The sequence below is a fragment of the Kineococcus anabasis genome (genome assembly GCF_054590795.1).
The window spans coordinates 1-15,377 of record NZ_BAAIHU010000002.1 but is presented as its reverse complement, the minus strand read 5'-3'; the positions used below and the strand labels follow the sequence as shown (position 1 = coordinate 15,377).

The following is a 15,377-nucleotide window of genomic DNA, read 5'->3' as shown; positions in this document are numbered from 1 at the left end:
GCGGAGGCGTCAGGCGGTGCGGGTGGGCTGCGTCGGTGAGGGAGCAGCCGCCACGGGAGGAGCACGGGGAGCGGCGCACGCCGCCGGCGGCGCGGGCACGCCGGAGGGCGCGGCGAGGTGGACGGGGCGCGAGCCGTGGGCGCGCAGGACGGGCGCCGGCGCGCTCCACCACCGCGGGAGGGCGCAGTGCCCGGTGGGGCCGTCCCCGGCGGCGGTGCCGGCCGCGGGGGTACCGCCGGAGCCGTCGTCGCCCGCGGCGGCGGGCGCGGAGGTGAGCGCGGCAGCGGCCGGGGCGGGGTCCTCGTCCTGCGCGGCCCCGGACCGCACCGCGGAGCGGGCGCGCGCGTCGAGGGCACCGCTCGACGCGGCGGAGCAGACGGCGCGCGCCAGGGCCGCGCACACCCGCGCGAGCGCCGCCGCCCGGTCCCGGCGGACGGCGTGGACCTGCCGCGCGGCGGAGCGCTCGGTGCGCTCGACGGGTGGCCGTGCCGGGGACCCGGCGCGGCGGGGGTCGGTCCCCGCCACGGCCGCCTGCGGTGCGGTGTGCACGAACAGCGCCCCCTGCCCCGCCGCGGCGGCGGAACCGGAGGGGACACCGGCGAGGACGGCGAGCAGCAGGGCCGCCAGCGCCGGCACGACGGAGAGGGCGGTGAGCAGCACCCGCGGACGCCACGTGCGCCGCACCGGCAGCCCGGGCGCCACGGCCGCGCGGAGCGCAGCGGGAACCACGGCCGCGCGGAGCGCAGCGGGGGCCACGGTGTCGCGTGCGGGGCGCGCGGGCACGGTCGCTCCCAGGGCCGGATCGGTCGGGGCGGGCACCGCCGGTACCCGGGAACCACGCTAACAGCCGCCCCGGGGGCGCCCGCCCGCCCGCGCGCTCCCGCCCGCGCCGCCGCACACTGCGGTGGTGAGCGCCCCCGACCCCGCCCTGCTGCGCGCCTCGACCGAGGGCGACCCGCTCGCCGACGCCGTGGCGGCCGAGGTCCTCGCGGACCGCTCGGTGCGCCGGCAGTTCGCCGCCGCGCTGACCGCGGGGAGCGACGCGCCCGCCGTCACCTCGGCCGCGGTGCGCGCGCTGGTGGAGCAGATGGAGCGCGCCGCCGCCGGCGCACCCGACAGCGTCGTGCTGGAGGACGCGCGCGCCGCCCACACGGTCCCGATCGCCGCGCACGCCTTCGACGTGGGCGCCGGGGCGCTCGTGAACTCCTACCGCCCGCCCGGAGCGGCCGCCGTGCTGGTGGGGACGGGCCGGCTCCTCGACGACACCTACCGGCGCCTGCTCGACACCGCCGGCTGGCTCAACGCCGCCTCGGTCCCGGGCTGGCTGCGCCCCGGCCGCCCCGGCTACGTCGCCACCGGCCACGTCCGCCTCGCCCACGCCGTCGTGCGGCGGCAGGCCTCCGCGCCCGGGCGCCTGGAGGTCTCCCAGCTCGACGTGGTCCGCACCTGGCTGGACTTCACGCTCGTCGCCCCGCGCTGCGCGGCGCGCCTCGGCCTGGGTCTCACCGAGGCGGAGCACGTCGCGCTGCTGCGGTACTGGCGCCTGCTCGGGGAGCTGCTGGGCGCGGACCCCGACCTGCTCGCGCAGGCGGTGGACCGCCGCAGCGCGGAGGACCTGGAGGCGCGGGTCGTCGCCCTGTACCCGCCGCCGTCGGAGGACTCCCGGCGCCTCACCCTGGCCGGGCTGACGGCCGTCGCCACCGGCCTGGGCGACATGACGCGCCTGCCGCCCCGGGCATCCCTGCTCGCCGTGCAGGTGGTGGCGCGCGCCATGCACGGGCGGGAGGTCTCCGACGCCCTCGGCATCCCCCGCGCCGGCGGGGCGCACCGGCTGGTGCCGCTGGTCGCGGTGGTCCTGCGCACCCACCGGGCGTGGCGCCGGCGCGACCCGGTCGCGTGGCGGGCGGCGGTGGACCGCAACATCGCCGCCGGCGAGGAGTTCGTGCGCTCCGGCGGGCAGCCGCCACCCCCGCGCGGCAGGGCCGCACGCCCCCGCGTCCCGGCTCCGGCGGACCCTCGCGTGCGGGTCTGACCGCTACCCCCGGGCGGCGAGGAGCACGGCGCCGGCCACCTGGGCGCTCGCGGCGGCGACGCGCACCCCGTCCCAGGCCAGCAGGCGGCGGTGGGCGACGGCGTCCCAGCGCGCGGCGAGCACCCGGTGCTGCGGCACGGCCCCGACGGCGGTGACGCCGAGCACGACCGCGGTGGCCCCCGCGCACGCCCACGCGAGGGCGGAGCCGGGCGCCGCGGCGACGAGGAGGGCCGTGGCGGCCACCAGCGCCGCGAACAGCGGCCCCACCAGCCCGGTGACGCGCCGCCGGTGCCCCGCGGAGAGCGCCGGGAACCCGGAGGGCTCGGCGCGCCCGGCGTCCCCGAGCTGCGGGTACACCACCACCCGCACCGTCCACTGGAAACCCGCGTAGGCGCAGGCGGCGGCCAGGTGTGCGAGCAGGACGGCATCCACGCCGCCAGTGTGCCGCCGGTGTTCCGGAACTCCTCCGGTGGCCGTCGGCCCGAGGGGTTCCTACCCTCGGCTCCCATGGAGCAGCGCAGCATCGGCAACCGCACGGTCTCGGCCATCGGACTGGGCGCGATGCCCATGTCCATCGAGGGCAGGCCCGACGAGGACAGGTCCATCGCCACGATCCACGCGGCGCTGGAGGCCGGGGTCACGCTGATCGACACCGCCGACGCCTACCACCAGCACGCCGACGAGGTCGGCCACAACGAGGAGCTCGTCGCGCGCGCCCTGCGCAGCTGGGGCGGGGACGCCTCGCAGGTGCTCGTCGCCACCAAGGGCGGCCACCTGCGCCCCGGCGACGGGTCGTGGACGAAGAACGGGCGCCCCGAGCACCTCAAGGAGGCCGCCCGCGCCTCGGCGAAGCGCCTGGGGGTGGAGGCGATCGGCCTGTACCAGTTCCACCGCCCGGACCCGGAGGTTCCCTACGCGGAGTCGGTCGGCGCGCTGCGCGAACTGCTCGACGAGGGCGTCATCGAGCTGGCCGGCATCTCCAACGCCGACGTCGCGCAGATCGACGAGGCGAACGAGGTCCTCGGCGGGCGCCTGGTCTCCGTGCAGAACCAGTTCTCCCCCGCGTTCCGCTCCAGCCTCGGCGAGCTGGAGCACTGCGCCCGGCTCGGCATCGCCTTCCTGCCGTGGAGCCCGCTCGGCGGGATCAGCAACGCCGCCGAGCTCGGCAGCCGGCACGCCGCGTTCCAGCAGGTCGCCGACGCCCACGGCGTCAGCGTCCAGCAGGTCGCCCTCGCCTGGGAGCTGTCGCTGGCCCCCGTGGTCGTCCCCATCCCCGGGTCCTCGCGCCCGCAGAGCATCACCGACTCCGCCCGCGCGGCGGAGCTGCGGCTCAGCGCGGAGGAGGTCGCGCAGCTCTCGCAGGGCTGAGACCACCGGCGCAGGAGTTCACCGGCGGCTCTGGTCGTGGCGGCACCCGGCTGACATGCTGGCCGGCGTGCAGCACGCCCACGGGCTGGCGGTGCCCGAGAACCTCGCCGAGATGTGCCGGCCCGCGACGAGCGCGGTCCTCGTGTACGACGCGCAGGCCGGCATCCTCGCCCACGTGCGGGAGCGCGAGGCGCTGACGGAACGCATCTGCGCGGTCCTGGCCGCAGCCCGCGCCGCGCAGGTGCCGGTCCTCTACGTGCGGCACGTGTCGCTGCCCCCGTCGCACCTGGGGGTGGCGGGGCTGCGGACGGCGATGGCCTGGCAGCGCACCGAGCGGGCCGCCGACGTGCGCGCGGTCTTCCCGCCGGACGCCCCGCACACCCAGCTCGTGGCGGAACTGGCGCCGGTGGGCGGGGAGCCGGTGCTCGACAAGCTGGGGATGTCCGCGTTCGTGGGAACCCCGCTGGAGGCGGTGCTGCGCGACCGGGGCGTGACCACGGTGGTGCTGGTGGGCGCGGTGCTGGAGATCGGCATCGAGCCGACGGCCCGGCACGCCGCGGACCTGGGGTTCCTGCCCGTCGTCGTGGAGGACGCCTGCGGCGTGGTGGACGAGGCGGCCGCGCAGCGCTCGCTGGAGGCCCTGGACTACACGTTCGCGTCCTACCGGGGTTCCGCCGCGGACGTGGTGGCCGCCTTCGGCGGCTGACCGGGGCGGCGCACCGGAGGGCGGGCGCGGGGCCGCGCTCAGCCGTCGGGGCCGTGGCGCTCCCGCATCGCCCGCAGCTCGCCCAGCCACTCCTCCCCCAGCCGGCGCCCGTCCGGGAACCGGTCCTCCCGGTCCCAGCGCCACGTGCAGATCATCGCCAGCACGAGCATCCGGCACCGGCGCAGCAGGACCGGGTCGGCACCGGGGTAGTGCGCGGCGACGTCGTCGGGCGCGTGGGCGAGGTCGAACTCGACGGGCCCGTGGCAGCACGTCTCGAAGTCGACGAACAGCAGTTCCTCCCCCGTGGCGAGCAGGTTCCCCGGGTGCGGCTCACCGTGCAGGAACTGCCGCCCGCCGGACCCGGCCACCACCCGGCCCAGGTTGCGCACCGTGCTGCTCAGGACCTCCCGGTCCGCGTCGCCGAGCGCCGGGGTGCGCTCCCGGTCGGCGAGCAGCCGCGCGGCCTGCCCGGTGCGCTCCGCGACGTCGGGCGCCGGCACGTCGAGCCCGCGCATGCCGGCGTGCAGCCGCCGCAGCGCCGCGGCGTAGCCGGCCGGGTCGATCGCGTGGTTCGGTGCGGGGTCGTAGGCGGTCCACAGCGTGACCACGAGACCGTCGTGCTCGTGGGCGACCGGCGCGACCCGGGGCTCGGGCCGCGCCACCGGGCTCCCGCGCTCCGCGAGCCGCCGGGCCACCTCGAGCTCGAACACCGCGACCCGGTGCGCCTCGGGCGACCGGGGCACCACCCGGGCCACCACGTCGCACGGGAGGAGGCGCAGGGTGAGCTTGTTCGAGGCGTGCAGGACGATCGCGTCCTCGACCGCCAGGCCGAGCGGGGCGCAGACCGCCCTCGCCGCGGCCACCGCGCGCGGGAGCTCCGGACCCAGCACCACCGGCCGCCCCCGATCCCCCGTCCGATACCCAGCCCGATCCCCGGCCCGATCCCACACGCCCGGCGCAGCGTACGCGTTAGCCTCCCCCCGGGGGCGGGTCGACGCCCCGCCGAACGACGTCCTGGAGCCCCACCGTGACACGACACCGGATCTTCGGCACGAGCTTCGCCAGCATCTACCCGCACTACCTCACCAAGGCGGAGAAGAAGAACCGCACCAGGGAGGAGGTGGACGAGGTCATCTGCTGGCTCACGGGCTACGACGCGGCCGGGCTGGAGAGGGTCGTGGCGGACGGCGTCGACCTGGAGACCTTCTTCGCCGAGGCCCCCCGCATGAACCCGCACGCGCCGGAGATCCGCGGGGTGATCTGCGGGCACCGCGTGGAGGAGATCGGGGACCCGCTGATGCAGCGGATCCGCTGGATGGACAAGCTCGTCGACGAGCTGGCCAGGGGGAAGAAGATGTCGTCGATCCTGCGCGGCGGCGGAGCGCTCAGCACCCCGGTCGCGCCGGGCGCCTGAGGGCCGTGGGGCCCGCGCAGGTGCGATCCCCCGGTCTCCGCCTGGCGGGGCTCGTCGCGGAGTCGCGCGCCTTCTACGCCCGGCGCGCGGTGCGGCGCGGCCCGGGGGACCTCGCGGAGCTCCGGGCCGCCAGGGCCGCGGCGCCCGCGCCCGTGCCGTCGCAGCCGCCGGCCGTCGTCGAGGTGGTCCGCGCCGGCGGTCGCGACGTCCCGGTGCGCATCCACGCACCGGCCCAGGACGCGGTCACCGGCGCACACCTGGAGATCCACGGCGGCGGGTTCTTCCTGGGCTCGGCGGCCGGGGACGACGTGCGCAACCGGGCCCTCGCGGACGCCCTCGGCCTCGTGGTGGTCAGCCCCGGGTACCGGCTCGCCCCCGAGAACCCCTGGCCCGCCGCGCCCGACGACTGCGAGGTGGCGGCCCTGTGGCTCGCCGAGAACGCCGAGCGGCGCTTCGGTGCGACGAGGCTCTCGCTCGGCGGGTTCTCGGCGGGGGCGACCCTGGCGGCGAGCACGCTGCTGAGGTTGCGCGACCGGGGCACCGGGGGCTACGGCGGCGCCGTCCTGCAGTTCGGGACGTACGACCTCAGCGGGCAGACCCCGGCGGGGCGCCTGATCGCCGGGGAGTACTTCCTCGAGGCCTACGCCGGAGCGGCCGTGGACCGGAGCCATCCCGACCTCTCGCCGGTCCACGCCGACCTCGCGGGCCTGCCGCCGGTCCTCCTCGTCGTCGGTGCCGACGACATCCTGCTCGAGGACAACGTGCAGATGGCCGCGCGGCTCTCGGCGGCCGGTGTCGACGTCGACCTGCGCGTCTACCCGGCCTCACCGCACGCCTTCACCGGCCACCCCACGTCCATGGCGGCGGCCGCGGTGGACGACATCAGGGCCTGGCTCCGGCGCCTCTGACCCGGGTCCGGGGTGGCCGGGCGGACCGCTCGCACCCGGCGCGCTCAGCCCAGGGTGACGTGCAGGACCCGCTCGTCGCTGTTGTCGGGCACGCTGTCCTTGTCGCCGGTGTTGGTGGTGGTCAGCCACAGGCCGCCGGGTGCGGGTTCCACCGTGCGCAGCCGGCCGTACCGGCCGGGGAACCACGTCTGCAGGTCCACGAGGTCGTTGCCGCTGATGACCGCGCGGAACATGCGCGCGCCGCGGGCGCAGGCGATGTAGAGCGCGTCCCGGACGACGGCGATCCCCGAGCACGACCCGTCCGCGGTGGAGTACGTCCGCCTCGGCGCGATGAACCCCGGGGTTCCGCAGGTGCCGGCCGTCCCCTCGCAGGCGGGCCAGCCGTAGTTCCCGCCCCGGGTGATCAGGTTCGTCTCGTCCATCCGGGAGTTGCCGAACTCCTGCTCCCACAGCCTGCCCCGGGAGTCGAACGCCAGGCCCTGGGGGTTGCGGTGGCCGTAGCTCCACACGAGGTTTCCGAAGGGGTTGTCGGCGGGGACCGTGCCGTCGGGGTTCAGCCGCAGGACCTTGCCCTCCAGGGCGTTCACGTCCTGCGCCCAGCTGCCGTTCTGGGCGTCGCCGGTGGCGGCGTAGAGCTTGCCGTCGGGGCCGAACCGCAGCCGGCCCCCGTTGTGGTATTTGTTGCGCCGGATGCCCTGCACGAGGACCTGCAGGCTCGCCGTGTCCAGCCGGTTCCCGACGAGCCGCACGCGGACGATGCGGTTGTCGGTGGGCGAGGTGTGCAGGAGGTACACCCAGCGGTCCTCCGCGAACCCGGGTGAGACGGCCAGCCCCATGAGGCCGCCCTCCCCGTCGGTGCTCGCCACGCCGGGCACCCTGCCCACGCTCGTCCGCACGCCGGTCGCCGGGTCGAGGCGGACGACGTCGTGGGCGTCGCGCCTGGTGTGCAGGACGGTGCCGTCGGGCAGGGTGGCCAGCCCCCAGGGGACGTCGGTGTCGCGGGCGACCTGGCGCACGCCGCACACCGCGGTGGTGCAGGAGGCCCCCGTGGTGGCGGTGCGCGCGAGGGCCGGGGCCGAGGTGTTGCCCCGCGCGTCCCGCGCCGCCACCGAGTACGAGTAGGCGGTGCCGGCCGCCAGCCCGGCGTCGGTGAAACGGGTCGGCGGCGGGGAACCGGTGAGGGTGGTGATCCGCACGCCGTCGCGCAGGACGTCGTAGCCGCGCACGCCGGTGTCGTCGCGGGAGGCGTCCCACGTGAGGGTCACCGTCGTCCCGGAGGCGGTGGCGGCCAGCCCCGTCGGCACGCTCGGCGCGGTGGTGTCGGTGCCGCACTGCGGAACGGTGACCGGCACGGTCCGGCTGGCCTGGGAGACGTTGCCCGCGGGGTCGCGCGCGTTGACGTACAGCCCCCACACCGCGCCCGGGACGAGGGTGAGCCGCACGGACAGCGCGGTCCCGGGCACGGACGTCATCTGCTGGCCGTCGTGGTAGACGTCGTAGGCCGAGATCCCCACGTCGTCGCCCGCGGCGTCCCAGGAGAACCGCGCGGAGGTGCAGGTCAGCTCGTCGACGCGGGGGTTGCCCGGCACGCCGGGTGGGCGGGTGTCCCCCGGTGGGCGGAACCGGCGCCAGCGCTGGCTCACGCTCCCGGTGCAGGTGGCGACGAGGACCGGGGTCCTGTCGGCGGTGCCGCCGCCGGCCACGTCGAGGCAGAGGCCGGAGCCGGCGCCCCGGATCGACTCGTCGGCGCCGACCCGCCAGCGCTGGTTCGCGCCGCCGTGGCAGGGGTAGGTCTGCACGGCCGCCGGGGACGTCGTGGCGGCGCCGGTGACGTCGAGGCACAGCGGCGCGGGGTGGACGCGCAGCTCACCGGCGGTGGTGAGGGTCCACGCCTGGTTGTCGCCCCCGTGGCAGCGGTAGACGATCACGGCGGCCCTGGGGGCGGTGCTCCCACGCGCCACGTCCAGGCAGCGCCCGGAGGCGACCCCGACGACGGGTGTGCCGGTGGCCGCGGCCGCGGGGAGCTGCCCGGCGACCAGGACGGCGCCCGCGAGCACCAGGGCGGTTCCCGCCGCGGGGAGGAGGCCGGCGGGCCGGCGCGGGTTCGCTCTCGTGGACGCGGACATGCGGGGCTCCCCGTGCCGGAGGGGTGGCGGCCTCGGCGCCGCTCACGGGCGCGCGGTCGCGGCGCATCCGGTCACCGGATGCTCCCGCGACACCACCCTCCGCCACGGTAACCCGGCGCGCCGCCGAGGCACAGGTCGAGCCGGGACCCGGTGGTCCTCAGGAGGCGGGGACCCACCGCGCGGGCGCGGCGACGATGTCGCGCACCACGGACGTGGCAGCCCCGACGACCGCGGCCTCGGCACCCAGCAGGGAGACCCGCACCACGGGCGGCGCCCAGGGGGCGGCGACGACGCGCTCGCGCACCTCGCGCTCCACCTCCGGGGCGATCCACGGCGCGAGGTCGCGGTAGACCCCGCCGAGGACGACGGTGTCCACGTCGAGGAGGTTCATCGCCCCGGCGAGGCTGGTGCCCAGCGCCGTCCCGGCCCGCGCCAGGGCGGCCACGACGCGCGGCTCCCCGCGCCGGGCGAGCTCCACGAGGCGGGCGCTGGTGGGCGAGCCGCCCAGGGCGGTGCTGACGGGCGCGGGGACGCCCGCGGCGTGCAGGATGGCCTCCTGCCCGGCGAACTGCTCCAGGCAGCCGCGCGAGCCGCAGTTGCAGGGCGGGCCGTCGGGGTCGACGGGCACGTGCCCGAGCTCCCCGCTCCAGCCGTGCCGGCCGCGGAAGATCCGCCCGTCCAGGACGATGCCCGCGCCGACACCGGTCTCGCCGGAGACGTGGACGAAGCTGTCGGTGGGCGAGGTGTCCAGCTCGGCCAGGGCCGCGAGGTCCGCCTCGTTGCCGACGCTGAGCTCGAGGGCGGCCAGCGCCGGCTCGCGGCCGAGCAGGGCCAGGACGTCGAGGTCGCGCCAGCCGAGGTTCGGGGCGAGCTGCACGGGACCGGAGGGGGCGCGCACCAGGCCGGGGACGGCGAGGGTGGCGGCGTGCACGGGCAGCTCCGTGGCGGCCAGGGCCTGTGCGCCCAGCCGCGCCAGCGCGCGCAGCACCTGCTCGGGGGGCCCGCCGCGGCAGTCGTGGGCGACGACGCGCAGGTGACGCACGGCGCCGGTGAGGTCCACGACGCACGCGGCGGCGTAGTCGACGCCGACCTCCAGGCCGAGACCGGCGGGCCCGTCGGGGGACAGCCGCAGCCCGGTGGCGGGGCGCCCTCCCCCGGCGCGCGGGCGGGTGCCGACCTCGGTGACGAGCCCGGCGGCGACGAGGGCGTCGACGAGGGTGGAGGCCGTGGCGCGGGTGACACCCGTCGCGGCGGCGATGCCGGCGCGCGAGATCGCCTCCGGCGCAGCGGCGATGAGGCCGAGCGCCAGGGCCAGGTTGGCGTCGCGCAGGCTCCCCTGCCGCGCCGGGGTGCCCGCCGCCCGGGCGGCGCGGTGGGGCTGCACCGCAGCGGCGGAGGAGGACGTCATGGCGCTTGACAGTGCCACACCGCCCCCCTAAGTTCAATCACCAAACAAACCCGTCCGGCCCACCCCGCCGTTCCTGGAGGAACCCGTGGCAGCGCAGCCCACCCCCGCAGACAAGTTCACCTTCGGCCTCTGGACGATCGGGTGGCAGGCCCGTGACATGTTCGGCGACGGCACCCGCGACGAGCTCGACCCCGTCGTCGCGCTGGAGAAGCTCGCCGAGCTCGGCGCCTACGGCATCACGTTCCACGACGACGACCTCGTGCCCTTCGGCAGCGACGAGCACACCCGCGACTCCATCATCGAGCGGTTCACCAAGGGCCTGGAGACCACCGGGATGAAGGTCCCGATGGTCACCACGAACCTCTTCAGCCACCCGATCTTCAAGGACGGCGCGCTCACCAGCAACGACCGCGCCGTGCGCCGCTACGCGCTGCGCAAGACCCTGCGCAACATGGACCTCGCCGCGGAGCTCGGCGCCGAGACGTACGTGCTGTGGGGCGGGCGCGAGGGCTCCGAGACCGAGGCCGGCAAGGACGTGCAGGCCGCGCTGGAGCGCTACCGCGAGGGCGTCGACCTGCTCGCGCAGTACTCCAAGGACAAGGACCTCGGCCTGCGCCTGGCCCTGGAGCCCAAGCCGAACGAGCCCCGCGGCAACATCCTGCTGCCGACCGTCGGGCACGCCCTCGGCTTCATCTCCACCCTGGAGAACGAGGACATCGTGGGCCTCAACCCCGAGACCGGCCACGAGCAGATGGCCGGCCTCGACTTCGCCCACGGCATCGCGCAGGCCATCTGGCAGGGCAAGCTGTTCCACATCGACCTCAACGGCCAGCACGGCCCCCGCTTCGACCAGGACCTCGTCTTCGGGCACGGGGACCTGCTCAACGCCTTCGCGCTCGTGGACCTGCTGGAGAACGGCGGCCCCGACGGCGGCCAGGCCTACACCGGCCCGCGCCACTTCGACTACAAGCCGCTGCGCGTGGAGGACCTCGACGGCGTGTGGGACTCCGCGAAGGCCTGCATGGAGACCTACCTGCTCCTCAAGGAGCGCGCCGCGGCCTTCCGCGCCGACCCCGAGGTGCAGGCGGCCCTGGAGGCCGTGCGCGCCCCGCAGCTGAAGCAGCCCACCCTGTCCGAGGGCGAGACCTGGCAGGACCTGCTCGCCGACCGCAGCGCCTTCGAGGACTACGACGTGGAGGGCGAGGCGCGCCGCGGCTACCCCTACACCCGCCTCAACCAGCTCGTCGTGCAGCACCTCACCGGCGCACGCTGACCCTCCGCCCCCGCCCACCGCAGCACAAGGAGGTCCGGACCATGCCGCTCGTCGCGGGCGTCGACTCCTCGACGCAGTCCTGCAAGGTCGTCGTCCGGGACGCGGGGTCCGGCGCCCTCGTCCGCGAGGGCAGGGCGTCGCACCCCGACGGCACCGAGGTGCACCCCTCCGCGTGGGAGGAGGCCCTCGACGCCGCCGTGGCCGCGGCCGGCGGGCTGGACGACGTGGCGGCCGTGGCCGTCGGCGGCCAGCAGCACGGCATGGTCTGCCTCGACGAGGACGGGGAGGTCGTGCGCCCCGCCCTGCTGTGGAACGACACCCGCTCCGCCGGGGCCGCCGCCGACCTCGTCGCCGACCTCGGCGGCGGCGAGGCCGGACGGCGGGCGTGGGCGGAGGCGGTCGGCTCGGTGCCGGTGGCCTCGTTCACGGTGACGAAGCTGCGCTGGCTCGCGCAGCACGAGCCGCTGCACGCCAAGCGGACGGCGGCGGTGGCCCTCCCCCACGACTGGCTGACCTGGCGGCTGTCCGGCTCGCGGGACCTGGACGCGCTGACCACCGACCGCAGCGACGCCAGCGGCACCGGCTACTGGTGCCCGCGCACCGGCGGCTACCGGCTGGACCTGCTGGAGCTCGCGCTCGGCCACCCGGCCCTGCTGCCGCGGGTGCTGGGCCCGGCGGAGGCGGGCGGCAGCACGCCCTCGGGCGCCCTGCTGGGCCCGGGGGCCGGGGACAACGCCGCCGCCACGCTCGGGGTGAGCGCCGGGCCCGGTGACGTCGTCGTCTCCATCGGCACCTCCGGCGTGGCGTGCGCCGTGGCCGACGTCCCCGCGGAGGACGCCTCGGGCACCGTGGCGGGTTTCGCCGACGCCACCGGGCGGTTCCTGCCGCTGGTCTGCACCCTGAACGCCGCGCGGGTGCTGGACGCGGCGGCCGCGATGCTCGGGGTGGACCACGCGGAGCTCTCCCGGCTGGCGCTGTCGGCCCCGGCGGGCGCGGACGGGCTCGTCCTCGTGCCCTACCTGGAGGGCGAGCGCACCCCGGACCGGCCCGACGCCACCGGCGCCGTGCACGGGCTGCGCCTGGGCAACGCCACCCCCGCGCACCTGGCGCGCGCGGCGGTGGAGGGGCTGCTGTGCGGCCTGGTGGACGGCATCGACGCGCTCGTGGCGCACGGCGCGGTCGTCGGGCGCGTCCTGCTCGTCGGCGGCGGCGCCCGCTCCGAGGCCGTGCGCCGCATCGCCCCGGCGGTGCTCGGGCGGCCCGTGGTGGTGCCCGCGCCGGGTGAGTACGTCGCGGACGGCGCGGCCCGGCAGGCGGCGTGGGTGCTCTCCGGTGGGGACACCCCGCCGGCGTGGTCGGCCGCCGGCGCGCAGACGTACGAGGCCGCGGCCACCCCGGCGGTGCGCGGCCGGTACGCCGAGGCGCGCGAGAGGGTGCTCGACCGGCCCGCGTGAGACGGCCCGCGTGAGACGGCCCCCGTGAGACGGCCCCCGTGAGACGGCCCCCCACCACCCGGGACACCGGGCGGCGGGGGGCCGTCGCGTCGGGCCGCGGGGCCGGGGTCGCGGCCCCGGGGGTGGTGTGTTGCCCGGCCTTCCTTGCTGCAACTAGGTTGCAACAACGAAGCCACCGGCCGGGGCGGTCCGCGGGCCCGTCGCGGCCGCCGACCGGCCGGACCACCACGAGAACCCCTGGGGACCCATGGTCTGCGACACATCGTCAGGAGCCGCCGCACGACCTCCCGGGGGAGGGTTCCGGACGGCGTTCACCGCCCGCGAGCGGCGCTCGATCGCCGGGATGGCCGGTTTCGTCCTCCTCCTGCACGTCCTCGGCTGGGGGGTGCTGCTCCTCGTCGTGGCACCGCACGAGTACTCGCTGGGGAGCACGGGCGTCCTGGGGGCCGGGGTCGGCCTGACCGCCTACATGCTCGGCGTGCGGCACGCCTTCGACGCCGACCACATCGCCTCCATCGACAACACCACGCGCAAGCTCGTCGGCGAGGGCAAGCCGTCGGTCAGCGCCGGCTTCTGGTTCTCCCTCGGCCACTCCTCGGTCGTCTTCGCCGCCGGCCTGCTCCTCGCGATCGGGGTCCGCTCGGTCGCGGCGGTCGTGCAGGACGAGGGCTCCGAGGTCGGCCGGCTCCTCGGCACGATCGGCACGTTCGTCGCCGGCACCTTCCTGGTGCTCATCGGGCTCACCAACCTGGCCGCGGTCTTCGGCATCGCGAGGGTCTTCCGCCGGATGCGCAGCGGTGAGTACGACGAGGCCCAGCTGGAGCAGCACCTCGACAACCGCGGGTTCCTGGCCCGGCTGCTCCGGCGCGCGACCAGGCGCGTCAGCCGGGCGTGGCACCTCTACCCCGTCGGCCTGCTCATGGGCCTGGGTTTCGACACCGCCACGCAGGTCGCGCTGCTCGTGCTCGCCGCCGGCTCCGCGGCCTTCGTCCTGCCCTGGTACGCCATCCTCGTCCTGCCCGTCCTCTTCGCCGCGGGCATGAGCCTGTTCGACGCCGCGGACGGCGTGTTCATGTCCAGGGCCTACGGGTGGGCCTTCCTGAACCCGGTCCGGAAGGTCTTCTACAGCCTCACCGTGACCGTCCTGTCCGTCGTCGTCGCCCTGGCCGTCGGGGTCGTGGTCCTCCTCGGGCTCCTCACCGAGCGCCTCGCCCTCGGGACCGGGCCGCTGTCGTGGGTGGCGTCCCTGGACCTCACCTTCGTCGGGTTCGGTGTCGTCGGGCTCTTCGTCCTCATCTGGGCCGCGGCCCTGGCGGTGTGGCGGTTCGGCCGCGTCGAGGAGCGGTGGTCGGGCGGCACGGGGGGCGGTGGGGCCGCGACCGTCGCGGAGTAGGCGCGGCCCCTCCCGGGAACTGCCCCGCCCCGGCGGGTGCACCCGCCGGGGCGGAGCCGGGTCCCTCAGACGGGTTCGACGCCGAGGGCCTCGGCGAGCTCCCGGATGCGGCGGGCGCGGCCGATGCGGGGCAGGTCGCTGCCGTCGCGCACCAGCCCGCCCGAGGCCTCGAACTCGGCGAGGACGTCCAGCGCCCACGCCACGTCCGTGCCGGTCGGGCTCATCGCCTCGTTCACGACGGGGGCGTGGGCGGGGTCGAGGCAGAGCTTGCCGGTCATGCCGAGGGAGACGGCCACGGCGGTCTGCTCGCGCAGCTCCGGCATGCCACCGCCGACGGTGGGGCCGTCGACCGGGCCGGGCAGGCCGCCGATCCTGCTGGCGGTGACGAGGCGCGAGCGCGGGTAGGCCATCGCGAGGTCGTCGGCGCTCGCGCCGGTGTCCCGGCGGTAGTCGCCGGAGCCGAACGCGAGGCGGAAGGTGCCGCGGGCGCAGGCGATGGCGCGCGCCTCCTCGATCCCGAGCGCGGACTCCACGAGGGCGACGACCGGTGTCCCGGTCCCGAGCACCGCGGCGGTGTCCTCGACGTGCCCCGCCGACTCCGTCTTCGCCAGCACCACCCCGGCCAGGCCGGGAACCCCGCGCAGCGCCTCCACGTCGTCCGCCCAGTACGGCGTGCCGCGGTCGTTGATCCGCACCCACGCCCGCCCGCCGCCGGAGAACCACGCCAGGACGTCCTCGCGCGCCCCCGCCTTGCGCCGGGGGTCGACGGCGTCCTCCAGGTCCAGGACGACGTGGTCGGCGCGCGAGGAGAGCGCCGGGCCGAAACGCTGCGGCTGCGTGGCGGGCACCAGCAGCCACGTGCGCCCGTAGCGGGGGGCCACCCCCGCTGCGGGGAGCCGCGCGGCGGTGCCGTCGAGCGGCCGGGTGGCCGGGATCGTCGGGGGGTTCGGGGCGGTCCAGGTCACGGTCGGTTCCTCCGGGGACGTCGGTGTGCGGTGGTCAGTGCGCGGGGACGCGCGCGGGTGCCGGGCTCTGCGCACCGCTCCCGTCGTCGCCGGCGTGGGCGCCGTGGGCGTCGGTGCTCATCGTGGACTCGTCGAAGGGCAGTTCCCCGGCCAGGACGCGGCGGGTGCGGCCGGCGTCGACCTGGCCCGTCCAGGCGCCGATGACGAGGGTGGCCACGGCGTTGCCGGTGAAGTTGGTGACGGCGCGGGCCTCGGACATGAAGCGGTCGATGCCCACGATGAGCCCGACCCCGTCCAGCAGGTCCGGGCGGTGGCTGGACAGGCCCCCGG

Annotated in this window: 14 protein-coding genes and 1 pseudogene; 8 read left to right on the top strand and 7 right to left on the bottom strand. The window is 76.9% G+C overall.

Translation table 11 applies throughout. The features are described 5' to 3' along the window. Positions 1–9 precede the first annotated feature (9 nt). The gene (locus ACYQBY_RS03675; RefSeq protein ID WP_459642479.1) at positions 10–660 is read right to left on the bottom strand and encodes a hypothetical protein; all 651 of its coding nucleotides are present in this window, start codon (positions 658–660) and stop codon (positions 10–12) included. Between the two features lie 247 nt (positions 661–907). Between ACYQBY_RS03675 and ACYQBY_RS03670 the strand changes: the two genes are divergently transcribed. After that, entirely contained in the window at positions 908–2,032 is a 1,125-nt protein-coding gene (locus ACYQBY_RS03670; RefSeq protein ID WP_459642478.1) for an oxygenase MpaB family protein, read from the top strand. A 3-nt stretch (positions 2,033–2,035) separates the two neighbouring features. Here ACYQBY_RS03670 and ACYQBY_RS03665 read toward each other — a convergent pair whose 3' ends face one another. Continuing rightward, positions 2,036–2,464 (bottom strand): DUF1772 domain-containing protein, encoded by a 429-nt coding sequence (locus ACYQBY_RS03665; RefSeq protein ID WP_459642477.1) that lies wholly within the window; start codon positions 2,462–2,464, stop codon positions 2,036–2,038. A gap of 75 nt (positions 2,465–2,539) precedes the next feature. Between ACYQBY_RS03665 and ACYQBY_RS03660 the strand changes: the two genes are divergently transcribed. Together ACYQBY_RS03660 and ACYQBY_RS03655 are read left to right on the top strand one after the other, a co-directional pair. Continuing rightward, positions 2,540–3,400, top strand: coding sequence for an aldo/keto reductase (locus ACYQBY_RS03660; RefSeq protein WP_459642476.1), 861 nt, complete (start codon positions 2,540–2,542; stop codon positions 3,398–3,400). A 67-nt stretch (positions 3,401–3,467) separates the two neighbouring features. Further along, a complete protein-coding gene (locus ACYQBY_RS03655; RefSeq protein ID WP_459642475.1) occupies positions 3,468–4,106 on the top strand; it encodes a cysteine hydrolase family protein in 639 nt (212 codons plus the stop codon). A gap of 38 nt (positions 4,107–4,144) precedes the next feature. Here ACYQBY_RS03655 and ACYQBY_RS03650 read toward each other — a convergent pair whose 3' ends face one another. Beyond that, a complete protein-coding gene (locus tag ACYQBY_RS03650) occupies positions 4,145–4,996 on the bottom strand; it encodes a phosphotransferase enzyme family protein (protein ID WP_459643103.1) in 852 nt (283 codons plus the stop codon). Positions 4,997–5,133: 137 nt separating this feature from the next. Here ACYQBY_RS03650 and ACYQBY_RS03645 point away from each other — a divergent pair, with 137 nt between their 5' ends. Both ACYQBY_RS03645 and ACYQBY_RS03640 read left to right on the top strand, forming a co-directional pair. Then, positions 5,134–5,520 carry a DUF2200 domain-containing protein gene (locus ACYQBY_RS03645; protein WP_459642474.1) on the top strand — a complete coding sequence of 129 codons (387 nt, stop codon included), beginning with the start codon at positions 5,134–5,136 and terminating at the stop codon, positions 5,518–5,520. A 5-nt stretch (positions 5,521–5,525) separates the two neighbouring features. Continuing rightward, positions 5,526–6,428 carry an alpha/beta hydrolase gene (locus tag ACYQBY_RS03640; RefSeq protein WP_459642473.1) on the top strand — a complete coding sequence of 301 codons (903 nt, stop codon included), beginning with the start codon at positions 5,526–5,528 and terminating at the stop codon, positions 6,426–6,428. 44 nt (positions 6,429–6,472) lie between these two features. On the opposite strand, the gene ACYQBY_RS03635 is transcribed toward ACYQBY_RS03640, so the two are convergent. Together ACYQBY_RS03635 and ACYQBY_RS03630 are read right to left on the bottom strand one after the other, a co-directional pair. Continuing rightward, positions 6,473–8,554: a PQQ-dependent sugar dehydrogenase gene (locus ACYQBY_RS03635; RefSeq protein ID WP_459642472.1), complete on the bottom strand. Its 2,082-nt coding sequence runs from the start codon at positions 8,552–8,554 to the stop codon at positions 6,473–6,475. Between the two features lie 157 nt (positions 8,555–8,711). Further along, positions 8,712–9,962: an ROK family protein gene (locus ACYQBY_RS03630; protein ID WP_459642471.1), complete on the bottom strand. Its 1,251-nt coding sequence runs from the start codon at positions 9,960–9,962 to the stop codon at positions 8,712–8,714. A gap of 85 nt (positions 9,963–10,047) precedes the next feature. Between ACYQBY_RS03630 and xylA the strand changes: the two genes are divergently transcribed. The 3 genes from xylA to nicT all read left to right on the top strand — a co-directional run bounded on the left by xylA (position 10,048) and on the right by nicT (position 14,082). Continuing rightward, positions 10,048–11,235, top strand: a complete 1,188-nt coding sequence (xylA, locus tag ACYQBY_RS03625; RefSeq protein WP_459642470.1) for a xylose isomerase — start codon at positions 10,048–10,050, stop codon at positions 11,233–11,235. 41 nt (positions 11,236–11,276) lie between these two features. Continuing rightward, entirely contained in the window at positions 11,277–12,689 is a 1,413-nt protein-coding gene (locus tag ACYQBY_RS03620; RefSeq protein WP_459642469.1) for a xylulokinase, read from the top strand. Positions 12,690–12,936: 247 nt separating this feature from the next. After that, positions 12,937–14,082 carry a Nickel transporter NicT gene (gene nicT, locus ACYQBY_RS03615; RefSeq protein ID WP_459642468.1) on the top strand — a complete coding sequence of 382 codons (1,146 nt, stop codon included), beginning with the start codon at positions 12,937–12,939 and terminating at the stop codon, positions 14,080–14,082. 65 nt (positions 14,083–14,147) lie between these two features. Here nicT and ACYQBY_RS03610 read toward each other — a convergent pair whose 3' ends face one another. Further along, on the bottom strand, positions 14,148–14,963 hold the full coding sequence (locus ACYQBY_RS03610) for an HpcH/HpaI aldolase/citrate lyase family protein (RefSeq protein WP_459643102.1): 816 nt from the start codon (positions 14,961–14,963) through the stop codon (positions 14,148–14,150). 118 nt (positions 14,964–15,081) lie between these two features. Next, positions 15,082–15,377, bottom strand: a pseudogene (locus tag ACYQBY_RS03605) (C4-dicarboxylate transporter DctA); the annotation flags it as partial.

What these genes read in the sequence shown, in the direction of transcription:
- ACYQBY_RS03660 (WP_459642476.1), top strand. Translation starts at nt 2,540, where the DNA reads ATGGAGCAGCGCAGCATCGGCAACCGCACGGTCTCGGCCATCGGACTG.
- ACYQBY_RS03635 (WP_459642472.1), bottom strand. Translation starts at nt 8,554, where the DNA reads ATGTCCGCGTCCACGAGAGCGAACCCGCGCCGGCCCGCCGGCCTCCTC.
- ACYQBY_RS03630 (WP_459642471.1), bottom strand. Translation starts at nt 9,962, where the DNA reads ATGACGTCCTCCTCCGCCGCTGCGGTGCAGCCCCACCGCGCCGCCCGG.
- ACYQBY_RS03620 (WP_459642469.1), top strand. Translation starts at nt 11,277, where the DNA reads ATGCCGCTCGTCGCGGGCGTCGACTCCTCGACGCAGTCCTGCAAGGTC.
- nicT (WP_459642468.1), top strand. Translation starts at nt 12,937, where the DNA reads ATGGTCTGCGACACATCGTCAGGAGCCGCCGCACGACCTCCCGGGGGA.